Source organism: Butyrivibrio sp. MB2005, assembly GCF_000424285.1.
GTDB lineage: Bacteria > Bacillota > Clostridia > Lachnospirales > Lachnospiraceae > Butyrivibrio.
Genome location: NZ_AUJP01000011.1, coordinates 26,255 through 44,707 on the forward strand (window position 1 = coordinate 26,255; position 18,453 = coordinate 44,707).

General features: G+C 42.3%; 13 protein-coding genes. 12 read left to right on the plus strand and 1 reads right to left on the minus strand.

What is annotated here, in order from left to right:
• Positions 1 to 40: 40 nt before the first annotated feature.
• The 8 genes from G610_RS0106880 (at position 41) to G610_RS0106915 (ending at position 13,549) form a co-directional block, all read left to right on the plus strand.
• Positions 41 to 790 (plus strand): pre-peptidase C-terminal domain-containing protein, encoded by a 750-nt coding sequence (locus G610_RS0106880; protein ID WP_026524206.1) that lies wholly within the window; start codon positions 41 to 43, stop codon positions 788 to 790.
• Positions 791 to 1,274: 484 nt separating this feature from the next.
• On the plus strand, positions 1,275 to 2,702 hold the full coding sequence (locus tag G610_RS0106885) for a hypothetical protein (protein ID WP_026494371.1): 1,428 nt from the start codon (positions 1,275 to 1,277) through the stop codon (positions 2,700 to 2,702).
• A gap of 10 nt (positions 2,703 to 2,712) precedes the next feature.
• Positions 2,713 to 3,396: a GntR family transcriptional regulator gene (locus G610_RS0106890; RefSeq protein WP_035797152.1), complete on the plus strand. Its 684-nt coding sequence runs from the start codon at positions 2,713 to 2,715 to the stop codon at positions 3,394 to 3,396.
• A 15-nt stretch (positions 3,397 to 3,411) separates the two neighbouring features.
• Positions 3,412 to 4,617: an NADP-dependent isocitrate dehydrogenase gene (locus G610_RS0106895; RefSeq protein WP_026524208.1), complete on the plus strand. Its 1,206-nt coding sequence runs from the start codon at positions 3,412 to 3,414 to the stop codon at positions 4,615 to 4,617.
• Positions 4,618 to 4,738: 121 nt separating this feature from the next.
• Positions 4,739 to 6,250, plus strand: a complete 1,512-nt coding sequence (locus tag G610_RS20050) for a DHH family phosphoesterase (protein WP_051197782.1) — start codon at positions 4,739 to 4,741, stop codon at positions 6,248 to 6,250.
• Positions 6,250 to 9,282: a toll/interleukin-1 receptor domain-containing protein gene (locus G610_RS0106905; protein ID WP_026524209.1), complete on the plus strand. Its 3,033-nt coding sequence runs from the start codon at positions 6,250 to 6,252 to the stop codon at positions 9,280 to 9,282. Before G610_RS20050 ends, G610_RS0106905 begins: the two co-directional genes overlap by 1 nt.
• A gap of 53 nt (positions 9,283 to 9,335) precedes the next feature.
• Positions 9,336 to 11,531 (plus strand): glycoside hydrolase family 3 protein, encoded by a 2,196-nt coding sequence (locus tag G610_RS0106910; RefSeq protein WP_026524210.1) that lies wholly within the window; start codon positions 9,336 to 9,338, stop codon positions 11,529 to 11,531.
• 26 nt (positions 11,532 to 11,557) lie between these two features.
• Complete coding sequence (locus tag G610_RS0106915) at positions 11,558 to 13,549, plus strand: ABC-F family ATP-binding cassette domain-containing protein (protein WP_026524211.1); 1,992 nt, start codon at positions 11,558 to 11,560, stop codon at positions 13,547 to 13,549.
• Positions 13,550 to 13,680: 131 nt separating this feature from the next.
• Here the strand turns inward: G610_RS0106915 and G610_RS0106920 are convergent, their stop codons facing one another.
• Positions 13,681 to 14,016, minus strand: a complete 336-nt coding sequence (locus G610_RS0106920) for a hypothetical protein (RefSeq protein ID WP_026524212.1) — start codon at positions 14,014 to 14,016, stop codon at positions 13,681 to 13,683.
• Positions 14,017 to 14,251: 235 nt separating this feature from the next.
• On the opposite strand from G610_RS0106920, the gene G610_RS0106925 reads away from it, so the two are divergent.
• Genes G610_RS0106925 through alr form a run of 4 tightly spaced genes read left to right on the plus strand, consistent with a single transcriptional unit; the run spans position 14,252 to position 18,418 of the window.
• Positions 14,252 to 14,905, plus strand: a complete 654-nt coding sequence (locus G610_RS0106925; RefSeq protein WP_026524213.1) for a redox-sensing transcriptional repressor Rex — start codon at positions 14,252 to 14,254, stop codon at positions 14,903 to 14,905.
• A 27-nt stretch (positions 14,906 to 14,932) separates the two neighbouring features.
• Positions 14,933 to 15,625 (plus strand): hypothetical protein, encoded by a 693-nt coding sequence (locus G610_RS20055; RefSeq protein ID WP_196809818.1) that lies wholly within the window; start codon positions 14,933 to 14,935, stop codon positions 15,623 to 15,625.
• Complete coding sequence (locus G610_RS0106935) at positions 15,603 to 17,210, plus strand: NAD(P)H-hydrate dehydratase (RefSeq protein ID WP_026524214.1); 1,608 nt, start codon at positions 15,603 to 15,605, stop codon at positions 17,208 to 17,210. Before G610_RS20055 ends, G610_RS0106935 begins: the two co-directional genes overlap by 23 nt.
• A 2-nt stretch (positions 17,211 to 17,212) precedes the next feature.
• The gene (gene alr / locus G610_RS0106940) at positions 17,213 to 18,418 is read left to right on the plus strand and encodes an alanine racemase (RefSeq protein ID WP_035791736.1); all 1,206 of its coding nucleotides are present in this window, start codon (positions 17,213 to 17,215) and stop codon (positions 18,416 to 18,418) included.
• The last annotated feature ends 35 nt before the right edge of the window (positions 18,419 to 18,453 follow it).

An 18,453-nucleotide genomic window follows, 5' to 3' on the forward strand; every position in this document is an offset into this window, starting at 1 on the left:
TATACGGAATGATGTCTAAGCAGCTACGCCTGAAGGAACGATGTACAATCCGGTGAATTTTGGGACAGGTAGATCTTATACAAAAATATGGACCAGATATAATGATGATTTGAATTTCTATGCATCATTTACAATGCTACAAAATGGTTATGTATCTATAAATGCTACTAAACCATTTGATGATTATGGTGAGGTTGCGTCATATAAACTCTATATGTACGATTCAAGTGGAAATGCGGTTTGGGATTGTCTTACTACCGGCCAAAGAGATATACCTACAAGTAGTTATAATTATACTGTTGGTTTAAAAAGCGGCATTTATATCCTGAGATTTGATCCCTCCTTTGTAGTATATTCAGGCGGTATTAGCAGTACTATATCTATTAACACTGTGGCAAATCCTTATTGGGAAGCTGAGAATAATGATAGTTATGAAAAAGCAACAACTCTTAAGCTGAAGAAAAAGTATAATGCCGTTTATGGTGAAAACAATGATATGGATCAGGATTTTTTTAGATTCAAGGTAAAAAAGGGTAAGAAATATGTTATAAGTTTAGGAAATTATAGCGATTTTTCAGCTACTTCTACAATAATTAAAATATATGATCCTAAAAAGAAGGATGCAAGGAAATATGGAAGCAAATATAGTAGTGCCGGTTATGAGCTGGAGAAAAAAGGGCGAGTGACAATTAAGGCAAATAAAAATGGCTACTATTATATTAGATTGTATAATTCTTTTGGATATAGTAATCCTGGTGTGAAATACTCGATTAAGGTCAAGCAAAAGTAAAATTTGGCATAGTTGTAAAAACGCAATGTTCACTTAATAAAAAATTGGATAATCTAAGTTTATATGCCATAAGCACTTTTATATTTTTAATAAGAAAGTGCTTATGGTATTTTGTTGTTATTGCTAAAAGTTTGTAAATATATGTTCGTGAATGGCGGATATTACATTTTGATACTTTAACGTTTTAAAGCGTTGACATACATGGTATTATTGTATACAATGATACGCAAGATTGAAATTAAGTCGTATAACCAATCTTACAATCACAGAAAAAATCTAATAGATTGAATTTTATTTAGCGCCGGTGGGGCCGGAAAACATATATGTTCCACGAAGCTGCTTTAAAAAACGTCGGTTCTTAGGCGGCGTTTTATGACGCCTTAGTACCGCTACGTTTTTTACAGAGCGAGAGCGCCAGCTGAGTGGAATATACATGTTTGCAGGCCAAAACGGTGCGAAGTTAACGCAACTACAGGAGGGAAAAATGCAGGATCAGACATTTCAGAACAGGCCAGTAACTATGAATGAGCACAACAATCTGTTACAGATTGAAGAGCATATGTATATTCTTGATGATGTTAAAAAACCTAATGTTTTCAGGAATATGTTCCCATATGATGAGGTACCAAAGATTCCTTTTAATGACAGAATCGTTCCCCATAATATGCCCAAGGATATCTGGATCACAGATACCACCTTTAGGGATGGACAGCAGTCCCGTGCGCCTTATAGCACTGAGCAGATTGTAAAAATCTACGACATGATGCATGAGCTTGGCGGTCCTAACGGAATGATCAGAGCCAGTGAATTTTTCCTCTACAGCAAGAAGGACAGAGATGCGGTTTATAAGTGCATGGAGAGAGGCTATGAGTTCCCTGAGGTTACAAGCTGGATCCGTGCAAGTAAAGAAGACTTTAAGCTTGTAAAAGAGATTGGCATGAAGGAGACAGGTATCCTTGTAAGCTGTTCTGATTACCATATTTTCTTAAAGCTTAAGATGACAAGAAAGCAGGCTCTGGAGCATTATCTTAGCGTAATCAGAGACTGCCTTGAAGAGGGAATCGCCTGCAGATGCCACCTTGAGGATATTACAAGAGCCGATATTTACGGATTCGTAGTACCTTTCTGCGTTGAGCTTATGAAGCTTCGTGAGGAGTATGGACTTCCTATTAAGGTTCGTGCCTGCGACACCATGGGCTATGGCGTTAATTTTTCAGGTGCTGTTATTCCCAGAAGCGTACAGGGTATCATTTATGCCATAAATACCAATGCCGGTGTTCCCAGTGAGCTTATTGAGTGGCATGGACATAACGATTTCTATAAGGCTGTTACTAACTCAACCACTGCATGGCTCTATGGCTGCTCAGGTGTAAATGCTTCACTTTTCGGAATCGGAGAGAGAACAGGAAATACACCTCTTGAAGCTATGATCTTTGAGTATGCTCAGCTTAAGGGCACTCTTAATGGAATGAATACTCAGGTTATTACTGATCTTGCCCGTTATTATGAGAAGGAGCTTGGGTATCATATTCCGCCTCAGACACCTTTTGTAGGTAAGAATTTCAATGTTACAAGAGCAGGAATTCACGCTGACGGACTTCTTAAGAATGAGGAGATATACAATATTTTTGATACTGATAAATTCCTTGGAAGACCTCCGGTAAGTGCTGTTTCCAACACATCAGGTCTTGCAGGAATAGCACATTGGATCAACGTTCATTATCACCTTAAGGGTGATCAGGCTCTTGGAAAAGATGCTCAGATCGTACAGCTCTTGAAGGAGTGGGTAGATGGCGAGTATGAAAACGGCCGTGTAACCGTTATGTATGATGAGGAGCTTACAAGCAAGATTGATGAGGTATCCAAACTTATCGGAATAGAGATTACAGACGGAGCCGTTAAAACGCTGTAAGAGAGGGCTTATGAATAATAAAGATTTAAAGCAGGAAGTTACAGATAAATATTCTTTGAGGGGCCGTGTTTTTAACAGAATACGAGATGATATACTGAATGGAAAATACTCTGACGGTGAGGAGCTTAAGGAAGTTGCCATAGGTAAGGAGCTTGGCGTAAGCAGAACTCCTGTAAGAGAAGCACTTCGTCAGCTTGAGCTTGAGGGCCTGGTGCAGATCATTCCCAACAAAGGTGCCTATGTTGTAGGTATAAGTATTGAGGATATTCACGATATTTATATGATAAGGTCCAAGCTTGAAGGGCTTTGCGCAAGATGGGCCTGCGATAATATAACTGACGAACAGATGGAAGAGCTTGAAGAAATCGTGTATCTGGCAGATTTTCATGAGAGTAAGGGACATCAGGAGCAGCTCGCCGAGCTTGATAACCGTTTCCATACAATACTCTATGAATCCTGCAATTCCAAAATGCTGGAGCATCTTTTGAAGGATTATCATCAGTATGTCTGGAGGATCAGGCAAAAGACCTTGTCGGGAAGTCGCGGCAAAGACTGCAATAATGAACACAGAGCAATAATGGAAGCTATCAGGGATAAGAACCCCGATAAGGCTGAGGAATTTGCCAATAGGCATATGCGCAGTGCTTATGATAATATGGTAAAGAATGGTTTACTTAACTACAAAAACAATTGACCGGGAGGAGTAGAAATGGCAAAAGTACAGATGACAACACCCATCGTAGAGATGGACGGCGATGAGATGACCAGAATTCTCTGGAAGATGATCAAGGAAGAGCTGATTGAACCCTTTATCGAGCTTAAGAGTGAATACTATGATCTCGGTCTTAAATATCGTGATGAGACTGACGATCAGGTTACAATTGACAGTGCCAATGCCACAAAAAAATATGGCGTAGCTGTTAAATGCGCTACCATTACACCCAACGCTGCACGTGTTGAGGAGTACGACCTTAAGAAGATGTGGAAGAGTCCCAACGGAACAATCCGTGCAATGCTGGACGGTACTGTTTTCCGTGCACCTATCCTTGTAAAGGGAATAGAGCCTAATGTAAAGACCTGGGAGAAGCCCATTACTCTTGCACGTCACGCATACGGTGATGTTTATAAGAATGTTGAGATAGCTGTTCCCGGAGCAGGTAAAGCTGAGCTTGTTTTCACAGGTGCTGACGGAACAGAGATCAGACAGACAATTCAGGAATTTGACGGCCCCGGAATCATTCAGGGAATGCACAACAAGGATGATTCAATAAAGAGCTTTGCAAAGGCATGCTTTGAATATGCCCTTTCAACCAAGCAGGATCTCTGGTTTGCAACAAAGGATACTATCAGTAAGACCTATGATGCCAGATTCAGAGAGATTTTCGATGAGACCTTTGCCAAGAATTATAAGAACAGATTTGATGAGGCAGGAATCGAGTATTTCTATACTCTGATCGATGATGCTGTTGCTCGTGTAATGAAGTCCAAGGGCGGCTTTATCTGGGCCTGCAAGAACTACGACGGCGATGTTATGAGCGATATGGTTTCATCTGCCTGCGGAAGTCTTGCAATGATGACCTCAGTTCTTGTTTCACCCGATGGAATCTACGAGTATGAGGCAGCTCACGGAACTGTTCAGAGACACTATTACAAGTATCTCAAGGGTGAGGAGACATCCACCAACCCTGTAGCAACTATTTTTGCATGGACAGGCGCTATGAGAAAAAGAGGAGAACTTGATGGAATTCAGGGGCTTATCGACTGGGCTGACAAGATGGAAAAGGCCACACTTTCCACTATTGAAAGCGGTCAGATGACAGGAGACCTTCTCCTTATTACCTCTAATCCAAATGCAAAAAAACTTAATTCCGAGAACTTTATCAAAGCTATCAGAAATACTTACGAATCAATGTAAATAAGCTTTGACAATGCTCCAATAATTTAATAAGGTATGATAGTAAACACGCATAAGCTGAGGGGAAAAATGCGTGTTTATTTATGCCCTATAGACAGTTTTAATAGAGTGGAGAAATACAATGGCTTTTTGTCTTAAAGATCTGTTGGAGTTCGATGACATTGTAATCCAATGTCACGACAATCCTGACGCTGATGCCCTCGCCAGCGGCTATGCCCTTAAGTGGTATCTGAAAAAACATGGAAAAGATGCAAGATTCATATATGGTGGAAGATCTCCCATAAGTAAGAGCAATCTTGTTCTCATGAAAGAAAATCTTGGTATTCCCGTAGAATATGTAAATGAGCTTAAACCTCCGCAGCTGCTTGTAACAGTAGACTGCCAGTATGGTGAGAGTAATGTTAAGCATTTTGATGCTGAGAATATAGCGACTATTGATCATCATCAGATATCCGGTACGCTTCCGGAAATGGCTGCCCTTAGGAGTAATTACGGCTCCTGCTCAACAGTAATCTATGAGCTTATGCAGCTGGAAGACATAGATATCAATGAAGATGTGAATATCGCAACAGCGCTTTACTACGGTCTTATGACCGATACCAGCGGATTTGAAGAGATATCTCACCCTTCTGACAGGGACCTTAGAGATTATGCCAGACCCCGTATGGCTGACATAGTTCTTTTCAAAAATTCCAATTTGTCCAAGGACGAGCTGGTTATAGCGGGCGATGCTCTAAAGCATGCCTATTATGACGAGAAGAGGCTTTATGCCATCGTTGAGTCCAAGCCCTGTGATCCCAATATCCTTGGTATCATCAGCGACATGACTCTTGAAGTAGACAGTATAGATGCATGTCTTGTTTACAGTGTTATGCCCTTTGGCGTGAAGATATCCGTAAGAAGCTGTGTCAGAGAGATTAAGGCCAGCGAGCTTGCGGCATTTCTTGCGTCCGGATATGGCGGCGGTGGTGGTCATCTAATTAAGGCAGGAGGACTTCTTAAAAAGGACCTTCTTGAAAAAGCCGGTATAAGCTATGACAATGCTTCCATCAGGAGCTTCCTTGACGACAGGCTTAAAGATTATTTTGAGAATTCTGAGATTATCTTTGCAGGTGAGAAAGTTGAAGATATTTCTGAGTATGAGCACTATATCAAGAAGGAACTGTCTCTTGGTTTTGTTCGTGCTGTAGATCTTGCTGCGCCCGGAACCAAGATTATGATCCGTACTTTGGAAGGCGATATAGATACTATTGTTGAAGAGGATATTTTTATAATAATCGGTATTGATGGAGAGGTTTATCCCATAAGGAAAAAGAGATTTGACGAAAACTACACTCTTTCGGATGACGAGTATGTCTATCCGGGAGAATATGCTCCTTCAGTTATGAATCATGTTAGCGGTGAGAGAGTAAAGATTCTGCCTTTTGCAAGAAGCTGTGTATCAAGGGGCGGATGCGGCATTTATGCCAAAAAGCTGGACCACAGGGTAAAGGTATTTACTAAGTGGGATCCGGAAAAATACTATCTCGGTACAGAGGGTGATTATCTGGTTGTAAGAGCAGATGACCACTCCGATATGTATGTCATCGCAGAAGAAGTATTTAAGAAAACATATATCAAGGAGCAGGCATAATGAGATACGCTGCATTTATCAGCTACAGACACACACCCGGTGACATGGAGATTGCGAAAAAAGTTCACACCGGGCTTGAAACATATAAGATTCCCAAGGGAGTAAGACAAAAGACAGGCAAAAATAAAATAGGACGAGTTTTCAGGGATCAGGAAGAACTGCCTATCGGAAGCGACCTGGATGATAATATTTCTCAGGCGCTTCGCGAATCAGAATTCCTGATCGTTATCTGTTCACCCAGAACTCCTGAATCTTACTGGGTTTGCAAGGAGATCGAGACCTTTATAAAAATGCATGGCAGGAATCATATTCTGGCTGTACTCGTTGAGGGAGAACCCTCAGACAGCTTCCCTGCACAGCTCCTTGTTGATGAGAACGGAGAGTCCGTTGAGCCTCTTGCGGCTGATGTAAGAGGAACAACTCAGAAGGAGATAAACAAAAAGTTCAAGACAGAGATACTTCGTCTTGCTGCCCCTATCATCGGATGTACCTATGATGAGCTTAAACAGCGTGACAGAGAGCGAAGAATAAAGAGAATGTCCAGTATCTTCGGACTTGCTGCATCAGGACTTACCCTTGCCGGAACTGCTTTTGGTATCTATAACGCCAATGTGGCTGAGCAGATGAAACAGCTGGCGGATGAAAAATCAAGACTGGCAGAGGAGATATCCATACAATACGATGGAAAGCTGGAAAATCAGTCCAGATTCTATGCAGAAGAAGCCCTTACTCTTCTTGATCAGGGAGCCCGTGAGGATGCCGCTCTGGTGGCAATCGAGGGACTTCCTTCAGAAGATAATGAAAGACCGTATGTGGCAGATGCAGAGTATGCTTTATCAAAGGTATTATATGCTTACAGTAATTCAAATGATTTTACTGTGGACAGAGTGCTTACACATGAGCTTCCTGTCAAATATATGAAGAGAATAGATGATTCATCAAAGCTTGTGACAATTGATGAAGGAAGCAGGGTCTATGTATGGGATGCACAGGACTGGTCCCTTATGACTCAGATTGAGCCTGCCATAGATGATTTCAATTACTATGAGGATATCAAATACGCTGACGCCGACAGTACGGGCTTATTTGTGGCTGCTGAGCACAATGTCACTAAATATGATTTTGACGGCAATAAGTTATATGAGCTAAAGACTGATGACGTTATCGTACAGTGTGAAGTCTGCGCTGAACAAGGTAAGCTGATTCTTGTGGGACTTAGGTCCATTAGCATCATTGATACCAATGATGGCTCTGAGATAGCATATTTTAACAATGATACAGGTGCTTACTTCAGATCGGAAGGTAAATACATAGAGGAATATAATAAGTTCTATGTGTGTGGAGACAATAGCGATACAGACGGAGCCTGCGTTGCGATAGTTGATTTAAATGACAATACCTACAGAAGTGTTGAGGTCTCAGATGGAATTTATCTTGATTTTACAGTTACACAAAACGGCAGTATAGTCACACTTTATGGCAATAAAGATATGATCAGTGAGGGAGTCACACAGCTTACTGTGGAACTCTTTAACTCTGATTATGAAAAGGTTTGGTCAAAACAGCTTGATGCCAACTACAAGAACCTTTTGACCTATTATGCAAATATCAGATCCAATACATATACAGAAAACGGCGTAACAAACAGTTATGTTTTAGTCACATCTGCTACATATGCTTTTGCTATTGATGAGAATACAGGTGACATTATTAAGACCTTTAATCTTCCTGGAGATGCCACAATGGTTGCAATGACCGTTGATTCTCCCTATGGAAGGGTTGGATACAGACAGGGTAATATCGATTTTGTTGACTTTGTAGAAGGTCGAATCTATTCAGAATTTGAGATTCCAACCAATTTTGCCATTAAAGAAGCCTCACTTTTTAAGGATAAGATAATACTTAGTTCTTATTCAGCTGAGGAGTTATATGTTCTTACGTGGCATGACGCACCTGATCTGGAAGATTTTGTTACCTTTGAAGGAAAAGAAACACCAAGCATGACATCGCCGGATGGTTTATATTTTGCAACTACCGATTATGGCGAATATACCAATGTTAACTTCTATGATAAGGATGGAAAAGAAATCTATTCCTTTGATGAGGGAGAGTTTATCTATAGTGTCCATCTATTTAATGATAAGGCTATTTTGCAGGATAAGCGCAGCTTTTGGATAATCAATCCCTATGAAGGTACCTGTGAAGAGATCACCCTTGAAGAGCTGGGCATTGATATGTATACATATGACATGACACTTTCAAAGGACGGTACAGGAGCTGCTTTATGGAATGCCAGGGATCTTGCTGCTGTTGACCTTGATACCAAAAAGGTAATGATAGAGGCATCTACCGAATCAACTATCGGTAAAGTGATTATGGATTCCGCCCATAAGAAACTCTATGTATCTGAGGGTAAAGATGTTCTTTACGAGATTGACATTGAAGGCAAGACCACAAAGGAATTTAAGGACGAGAATCTGAGCACGGTAGCTAACAGCTACACCAAAGATTTCATTGCACTTAGTCCGGATGATAAGCATATCGCTATCTGCTGTAAGGATGGATATGTAAGGCTTGTAAGTACTGAAAACTATGAGACCGAGGCAAAGATTCCGCTTCAGTCATATCTTAGCGCATTTATCGGATTTACAGATGACGGCACTCATATAATCATGCAGGGAGATGATTATAAGATCCGTATCTGGGACATAGAAAATGAATGCACTGCGTCGTCTATTGACACTTCAGCAACAGTACGACAGATCATCTGTGATGAAGAGGATGGCCTTATGGCATTGTCAGTTGGTTACGGCACAATGCTTTATGAAACAAAAGGGTATGGATGTGTTGGATTTGCTCAGGAGGGTATGTTTTATTTAAAGAGCAACAATTCAATTCTTGTAAGCAGTGATCAGACAGAGGTTAAGAGGACTTATTATAAGAACTACAAGCAGCTTGTGGAAGAGGCCAAAAGACAGTTCCCCGGAGCTGAGCTCACTGAAGAAAAGAAGGCAAAATACAATATAAATTAATGGGAAAATGTATTAAAATGTGCTGAGAAGGTATTTTAGGAGGTATTTAGGGTATGGCAAATTTTAAGACAGTAAAAAATGAGGGCGGACCCACACTGGGTGTTACAAGTGCGCCTGTCATTGAGATGGATGGGTTATTTTTCAGAGATCTTGAGCGCACAGGAGAGCTTGTTCCATATGAGGACTGGAGACTTTCTCCCGAGGAGAGAGCCAAGGATCTGGCATCAAGGATGACTGTTGAAGAAATCGCAGGTCTTATGATGTACAGTGCGCATCAGATAGTTCCCGCTGAGGGTGGCGGCTGGTTCCCTGCAACCTATAGGGGAGGTAAGACTCTTGCAGAGAGCGGCGCTGATGAATGGGAGCTTACAGATCAGCAAAAGAAGTTTCTTACTGAGGATCATGTGAGATATGTTCTTGCCATGGTTCTTAAGAACGGCGAAATTGCAGCTAAATGGAATAATGAAATGCAGGCACTTTGTGAGGAGATGCCTCATGGTATTCCTGTAAATACAAGTACTGATCCAAGACACGGCGCAGGCAGTGCATCTGCTGAGTTTAAGACGGAGGCAAAGGGCACAAGTAAATGGCCCCTTGGACTTGGCCTTGCAGCAACATTTTCAGCTGACACAGTAAAGAACTTTGCCCGTATTGCGGCAAGAGAGTACAGAGCACTTGGTATTACAACTGAGCTGGGACCTCAGATTGATCTTGGAACTGAGCCCAGATGGATGAGAGTATCAGATACCTATGGTCCTTCCAGCAAGCTTGTAACAGAGTATGCCAAGAATTATTGTGAAGGTCTTCAGAATGATCCTGAGGCAGACGGCTGGGGTGAGACAAGTGTAGCAGCCATGGTTAAGCACTGGCCGGGCGGCGGCCCCTGCGAGGCAGGAAGAGATGCACATTATGCTTACGGTAAGTTTGCTGTATATCCGGGAGACAATCTTAAGGAGCACTTAAAGCCTTTCCTTGAGGGTGCATTTAAACTGGATAAAACAGGGCAGGCTTCAGCAGTAATGCCTTATTATACAGTCAGCTACGGTGTTGATCCTTCCGGAAAAAATGTAGGAAACAGCTACAGCAAATACATAATCGGTGATCTTTTAAGAGATAAATACGGTTATAAGGGCGTAGTATGTACAGACTGGGGCATCACACAGGATCCTAATTCAAAGCTTGATTCCTTTGGTTCAAGATGCTTTGGTACAGAGGATTTATCCGAGGCAGAGAGACACCTTTGCATCATCGAGAACGGTGTTGACCAGTTTGGCGGCAATAATAATATCAAGCCTATTCTTGAAGCTTATAAAATAGGCTGCGAGCGTCATGGTGAGGATGCCATGAGAAAGCGCTTTGAGGAAAGTGCTGTAAGACTTCTTTTAAACAGCTTCAGATGCGGACTTTTCGAGAATCCTTATCTTGATCCCGAGGAGAGTAAGAAAGTACTTGGCTGCGATGAGTTCGTAAAAGAGGGCTTCGATGCTCAGCTTAGAAGTATCGTAATGGTTAAGAACAACGGTGTTCTTCCTGTAAGCGGACGTAAGAAGGTATACATCCCCGGAAGACATATCGATGCTCATAAGGGCTTCATGAGAGATATGATGCCTGCCATGGATATCCCGGGAGCAAATCCCGCAGATGTAATACCTTTCTATGATGTTACGGATGATCCTGCAGAGGCAGATATGGCTATTTGCTTCATTGAAAGTCCTATCAGTGACGGATATACAGAGGAGACAGGCTATAGACCTGTGACCCTTCAGTACAGACCTTATACAGCAGATGCTGCAAGAGAGGTCAGCATTGCAGGAGGAGATTTCCGAGAGGATTCAAATAACAGAACATACAAAGGAAAATCCAATACACCTGCCAACGAAAGCGATCTTGATCTTGTAATCAAGGCAAGAGAGCAGATGGGTGATAAGCCCGTCATTGTATCTATCAGAATGAATAATCCCTGCATGGTTTCTGAATTTGAGAAATATGCAGATGCGATCCTTGTTAACTTTGGAGTTGAGACAAAGGCTACACTTACCATCGTGAGCGGTGGCGCAGAGCCTTCAGCAATGCTTCCAGTTCAGCTTCCTGCTGATATGGAAACAGTTGAGAAGCACTGTGAGGATAAGCCCTTTGATTACACTCCTTACACTGATTCTGTAGGTAATACCTATGACTTTGGTTTTGGCCTTAACTTTAGCGGTGTTATCAGGGATGATAGATACGAAAAATATGTATCTAACAGATAAGTTTTTGAAAATCAGAGGTTTACACAATGATCTTAAATTGTCATGATCTCTCAAAGTCGTTTGACGGAAAAGACATTCTGAAAGGAGTGTCTTTTCATATTGAGGATAATGAAAAAGCAGCAATAGTAGGAATTAACGGTGCAGGCAAGACTACACTCATCAGAATGCTTATTGGAGAGCTGACTCCGGATACCGGAACAGTTACACTTTCCAAGGATGTGACAGTTGGATATCTTGCACAGAATCAGAATATCGACAGCGCTCACAGTATCTACGAAGAACTTCGTGAGATGAAAAGAGATGTTATTAATCTCGAAAAGGAGATTCGCAGTGCTGAGGCACAGATGGATGTGCTTCGAGGCGAAGAGCTGGACAGACTGATGGACCGTTATGCCCAGATGAATCACGAGTTTCAGCTTAAAAACGGCTATGCCTGGGAGAGTGAAGTAATAGGCGTTGCAAAGGGACTTGGTTTTACAGAAGAGGAATTCGATAAGAGAATCTCCACTCTTTCAGGTGGTCAGAAGACCAGAGTGGCTCTCGGTAAGCTCCTTCTTCAGAGTCCTGACCTGATAATCCTTGATGAGCCTACCAACCACCTTGATATGAATTCCATCAAGTGGCTTGAAGGTTATCTTATGAATTACAAGGGTGCTGTACTTATCGTATCCCACGATAGATATTTCCTTGACCGTATAGCACAGAAGATAATTGAGATTGATCAAACAAGTGCTGAGGTATATCAGGGTAATTACACAGCCTATGCACATAAGCGTGAGAAGATCAGGGCAGCTAAGCTTAAGGCATACCTCAATCAGCAGGCTGAGATTAAGCATCAGGAAGAGGTCATTGACAAGCTAAGACAGTTCAACAGGGAAAAGAGCATTAAAAGGGCTGAGAGCAGAGAGAAGATGCTTGATAAGATTGAGCGTCTTGAAAAGCCCACAGAAGTTCGTGATGACATGAGAATCACTCTTACTCCTTCCTGCGTAAGCGGTAATGATGTAATGAATGTTGACTCTATTGCCAAATCCTTTGGTAATGAGAAGCTGTTTGAGAATATAAGCTTTGAAATTAAGCGCGGTGAGAAGGTGGCAATTATCGGTGACAACGGAACCGGTAAGACCACAATGCTTAAGATAATTAATGGCATGGAATCCCTTGATGCCGGTGAAATAACACTGGGTGTGAAGGTTCATGTAGGATATTACGATCAGGAGCATCAGGTACTTCACAATGAGAAGACTCTTTTTGAAGAGCTCTCGGATGCTTATCCATCCATGAACAATACAGAGATCAGAAATACTCTGGCTGCATTTTTGTTTACAGGTGATGATGTATTTAAGAGAATCGGAGACCTCTCAGGCGGTGAGAAGGGCAGAGTATCTCTTGCCAAGCTTATGCTTTCAGATGCCAACTTCCTTATTCTCGATGAGCCTACAAACCACCTTGATATCACCAGTAAGGAGATATTGGAGGATGCCATAAGCGGCTACGAGGGTACTGTTTTATATGTAAGCCATGACAGATATTTCATCAATAAGACTGCCACCAGAATCCTTGATCTTACCCATGGAAGAATGATCGGTTACATTGGTAACTATGATTACTACCTTGAGCACTGCGAGGAGCAGACCGCAAGAATCTTAAATGAAAGCGGCAGTGCATCTTCCTTTGGAAGAGGAATAGAGATGGCATCTGAGGATGCTGCCAAGGGCAATTCCTTTGGTAAGCTTGCAGGTTCATCACAGCCTGCCCAGAAGGAGAGCGCAGGAGCAGCTGACTGGAAAGCTCAAAAGGAAGAACAGGCTAAAAAGCGTAAGATTGAAGCGGCCCTTAAGAAGTGTGAAGAGGAAATTGCAAAGCTTGAGGAGAGGAATGAGAAGATCAACGAAGAACTATCTGATCCTGAGGTAGCAACAGATCTTTCGAAAGTGAGAATGCTATCTGATGAGCTTGGCGCCAACGAGGAGAGACTAAGCGCTCTTTATGACGAATGGGCCGAGCTTAGTGAATAAAATAGGATTTCGCTTGAGAAATCCTTGCGCGTAAGCAGTATTTAGAAGCAATAAGTTAGTAAAAGTAAAAGAGCATTCGCAGGATTAAGTCTTACGAATGCTCTTATTTTCTGCTTTATAATGTTCGAATTTCAGGCAAATGCATCAAATGAACTACCGACCTGGCTATAGGAATAACCACCCATATCTCTGCCGTAGCCAACTGTCATGCCGTTATATTTTGATGCGATATTGTTGAACTGCTGGCTTACTCTCTGGGTCTCTTCCTGACCATCTGTGCTGGCAACTTCGCCAACTTTTACTTCCTGTGCGTTTGGATATACCACAGGAGCAACTGTAGATATGTTCCCAACAGCCTTATGCTCATCATAAACATCGGAAACCGGTGCCTGATTGGAGAGAGCATAATTCATTGGCTGTGTCTGATACATACTATATCCACTTATTCCGCCAATTGACATTCCCATATATTTCTACCTCTACAGTCTGTAAGAACACCCATTTACAGACAATAGAATTATAAAATATATTCCTTAAAATATTATAAACTTGCTCTTAAAGAAAACCGAAATATGCCTGTTTTTGAAAGAAAAATTCAGTATTTTTGAAACTTTTTGAATGTAGAGTTCGCAGATTGACTAATTTTTAACAGATAGTATAATCTATATAGAACTAAATACCTATAATGACAACGGAGGAAGTATGGCGGAGAAAGAAATCTCGCAGGCAGTTATCGGCAGACTGCCGCGCTACTTCAGATATCTGGGAGAACTTAAGGAGCAGGGAATCGAGAGAATTTCTTCTCAGGATCTCAGTGATCTGATGAAAGTAACAGCCTCACAAATAAGGCAGGACTTTAATAATTTCGGAGGTTTTGGGCAACAGGGATATGGGTATAATGTCGAATATCTTTATGATGAGATCGGTAAGATCTTAGGTCTCGGAAGAGAACATACTCTTATCATTATCGGCGCAGGCCACTTAGGACAGGCGCTTTCAGGTTACAATAATTTCTTCAACAGAGGATTTATTTTCAAAGGTGCATTTGACCTTAATCCCGAACTTCACGGAAAGAAAATAAGAAATATCGAAATTCGTCCTATCGAAGAGATGGAGCAGTTTGTAAGAGATAATAAGATTGAGATTGCTGTGCTTGCAATTCCCAAGGACCAGGCTGTCAAAATGGCAGAGAGACTGGTTAATTGCGGTATCAAAGCGATCTGGAATTTTGCTCACGTGGACCTGGATGTTCCTGAGAATGTTCAGGTTGAAAACGTTCATTTATCTGATTCCCTTATGAAGCTTTCTTATGGAATCGACAGATATGAGAAGAGTCAGGTAAAGACCAGAAAGTAACCGTTTTCTTATGACGGGGGAATGCCTATGGCAAAAGATACAAATAATTACTCGGAAGCCCTTATCGGCAAGGACATTCCTATTTTGTCCAAGGATGAGAGGTGGCAGAAGCTTTTCATACTGAGTCCCAAGACAGATAAGATAAAGAAACTTGAGGCTGAGCTTAATAAGCTTGTGGATAAGCAGGAAAAGACCAGGGAAAAGATTAAGGATATAAAGCGTCTTAAAAAGAGGCTTCTTGGCGAGATAGTTATGCTGAGGGATGATGCCGATAAGAATCCGAAGCAGAGGAAAAAGATCGAAGCCCAGATTGATGACCACACGAGGCTCATCAAGGAAAGCAACGAGAAGATCGAAGAATGCGAAGACGAAATGCTGGGGCTTCCAAGAGAGATTTACAAGACAGATGTTGACCTAATGGTTGAGACCATGAACGTTTTTTATGGCAGAATGGATGCCAATACGGTTGAGATTCAGGCCATAGATGAGTGGGTATCCAAGGTCAGGGTGCAGCTTAAGAAAAATATCGTTCGCATGCAGGAAAAGGAAATCGAGAATTTCAATGTTTATTCCTACATGCATGATATTTTCGGACCGGAAGTAATAGACCTGTTTGATCTTAGATATGACCCTGAGAGACGTCATCCCGTGATTCCTAAGGATGGGATGAGAGTTGAGAATGGAATAGTCATTGAAGATGAAAAGTTTACAGATACTTGATAAAAAATCAAAATTTGCAGTTAATGCCGCGGAAATGCGAAGATGTGATAACACCACAATTGAGCATTTCGGCGTTCCTCAGGATGTCCTTATGGAACGTGCGGCGCTTTCTTTATGTGAAGCTGCCATAGAAAAATGCCCTAAGGGCGGAAGCGTAGTTGTGTTTGCAGGTACAGGGAATAACGGCGGCGACGGAGTTGCTGCGGCAAGACTTTTGTATCAGGCAAGAATAGATGTGGCGCTTCTTTATGTGAATCACAAAAAGGGCAGAAAGAGCGACGCCCTTAAAAGACAGGTCAGTATCGCAGGGAAATATGGAGTACCAGCCTACTATTTGGAAAAAGCAGATAACCCCAAGTGGCTTGTAAAAAAGAGTGACGTCGTTATCGATGCAATGCTTGGAACAGGCTGCAGCAGGTCTCTTGGCGACGAATATGAGAAGGCTGTTATGCTGATAGATGAAGTATGCGCTGAGTCTGAAAAGAGACCCTACGTGATCGCAGCTGATATCCCTACGGGTATTAACTCGGATAACGGTCAGATTTGCGGTTGCTGCGTAACAGCGGACATGACAGTTACCTTTGAATATGTAAAGCTTGGTCAGCTTCTTTTCCCTGGCAGTGAATATGTGGGAGAGCTTAGGCTTTTCGAAGTTGGAATAACTGAGGATGGATTTTTATCTGATTATCCTGCGTACAAATACATAGACAGAAATGCCTCTGTTAACGAGCTGATTCCAAAGAGGTCACCTTCGGGAAATAAAGGGACTTTCGGAAAGGTGCTTATTGTGGCAGGTAGCAGGCGTGTCAGCGGTGCATGCATTATGGCTGCTGAAAGTGCCCTAAAAAGCGGCGCCGGAATGGTTCGAATTTTTACTGAAAAAGCTAATCTTAGCGCTGTGCAGACGCTTCTCCCTGAAGCTATGTCAGATGTTTACGACGAAGATGATACCGATGTTTTGAAAAAGATAAGAGATGCGCTGCCCGGGGCTATTGACTGGGCTGATGCTGTGGTATGCGGCCCCGGTATCGGAACGGGTGAGATAGGAAAAGAGCTGCTGAGGACAGTGCTTAAGGGCCTTGATAAAAAGCTGGTTCTTGATGCGGATGCTATAAGTATTCTTGCAAATGATAAGGAGCTTAGGGATAAGTTCAGGCTTTATCGTGGGGATAAGGTGCTTACACCGCATCTGGCCGAGTTTTCAAGACTGGCGGGCGAGAACCTTAAAAAGTGCAGGGAGAATATTCTGACATTGCCCTGCATACTTGCAAAAGATTTTGATGCGAGTATCATATGTAAAGACGCCAGAAGTGTGATCACTGACGGCAATAGAAATTATATTAATATCAGCGGAAATGATGGTATGGCCACTGCAGGCAGCGGTGATGTGCTGGCAGGGCTTCTTGGTGCACTGTGCTGCCGCGAATATGAAGATATTTTCAGTGCTTCCGTAATCGGATGTTTCCTTCACGGAAAAGCAGGAGATATAGCTGCTGACAGACATGGAAAATGTGCCATGACTGCAAGAGATATTTCAGAAGCGCTTCAGGATATTTTTGCTGATAAGACAGAGGTTTTGAAGTAACAATGTTGGAAGAATACTCAAGAGTTTACGCTAAGATCAATCTGGATGCTATCCATTCAAATGTAGAAAATATGTACAATGCAATGCCGCGGGGAACAAACATCCTCGCGGTTGTTAAAACTGACGGGTACGGACTTGGCGCTGTGCCGATTTCCAGAATGCTCATGAAGGAGCCCTATGTATGGGGCTTTGCCACAGCAACAGCTGAGGAGGCATTTGAGCTTAGAGAGGCAGGAGTAAGCAAGCCTATTCTTGTGCTTGGATACACTTTTCCCTATGCCTACGACAGAATGCTCAAGGAAAATATCAGACCTGCAGTATTTAGATATGATATGTTAAAGCAGCTCTCTGAGCGCGTTAAAAAGCGCAGAGGCCAGGGCGGAAGCGAAGTTTTTCATGTACATGTGGCTGTTGACTGCGGAATGAGCAGAATAGGTGTAAGACCTGATGATCAGGGACTTTCTCTTTTTAAGACTGCTCTGGCAACAGATGGAATCGAAGTTGAGGGTATTTTTACACACTTTGCAAGGGCAGATGAGGCTGACCTTACCAACGCCCATGAGAGTCTTAAGAAGTTTCAGGATTTCGTAAACAGGGTAGAAAAAGAGACCGAGTATCACATTCCGATAAAGCACTGCTCCAACAGTGCCAGCATAATTGAGATGCCCGAAGCACACATGGATATGGTGCGCTGCGGTGTTACCATGTACGGCATGTGGCCATCAGATGAAGTAAGCAGGGATAAGATAAAGATAAGACCTGCGTTATCTTTGTATTCGCATATTTCATTTATAAAGGATATTCCTGAGGGCACACCTGTAAGCTATGGCGGTACTTTTATAGCAGATAAGAGAATGCGTATTGCAACTATTCCTGTTGGTTACGGCGATGGTTATCCAAGAAGCCTCTCAGGTGGCAAGGGATATGTGCTGATTCATGGTGAGAAGGCCAGAATCCTTGGCCGCGTCTGCATGGATCAGTTTATGGTGGATGTATCCCATATTCCCAATGCAAAAGAGGGAGATGAAGTTATCCTTATCGGCGAGAGCGAGAAGGAATTTGGAGAAAAAGAGTCAGAGAAGATTACTATCGAGGAGCTGGGCGAGATCAGCGGAAGATTCAACTACGAATTTGCCTGTGATCTTAATCACAGAGTTCCGAGACTGTATGAGAGAGGTGGAAAGATATTGGGGATGGCGGAGCTGTAATAACTCCGCTAAAATATAAGCATGATTTCGGTATT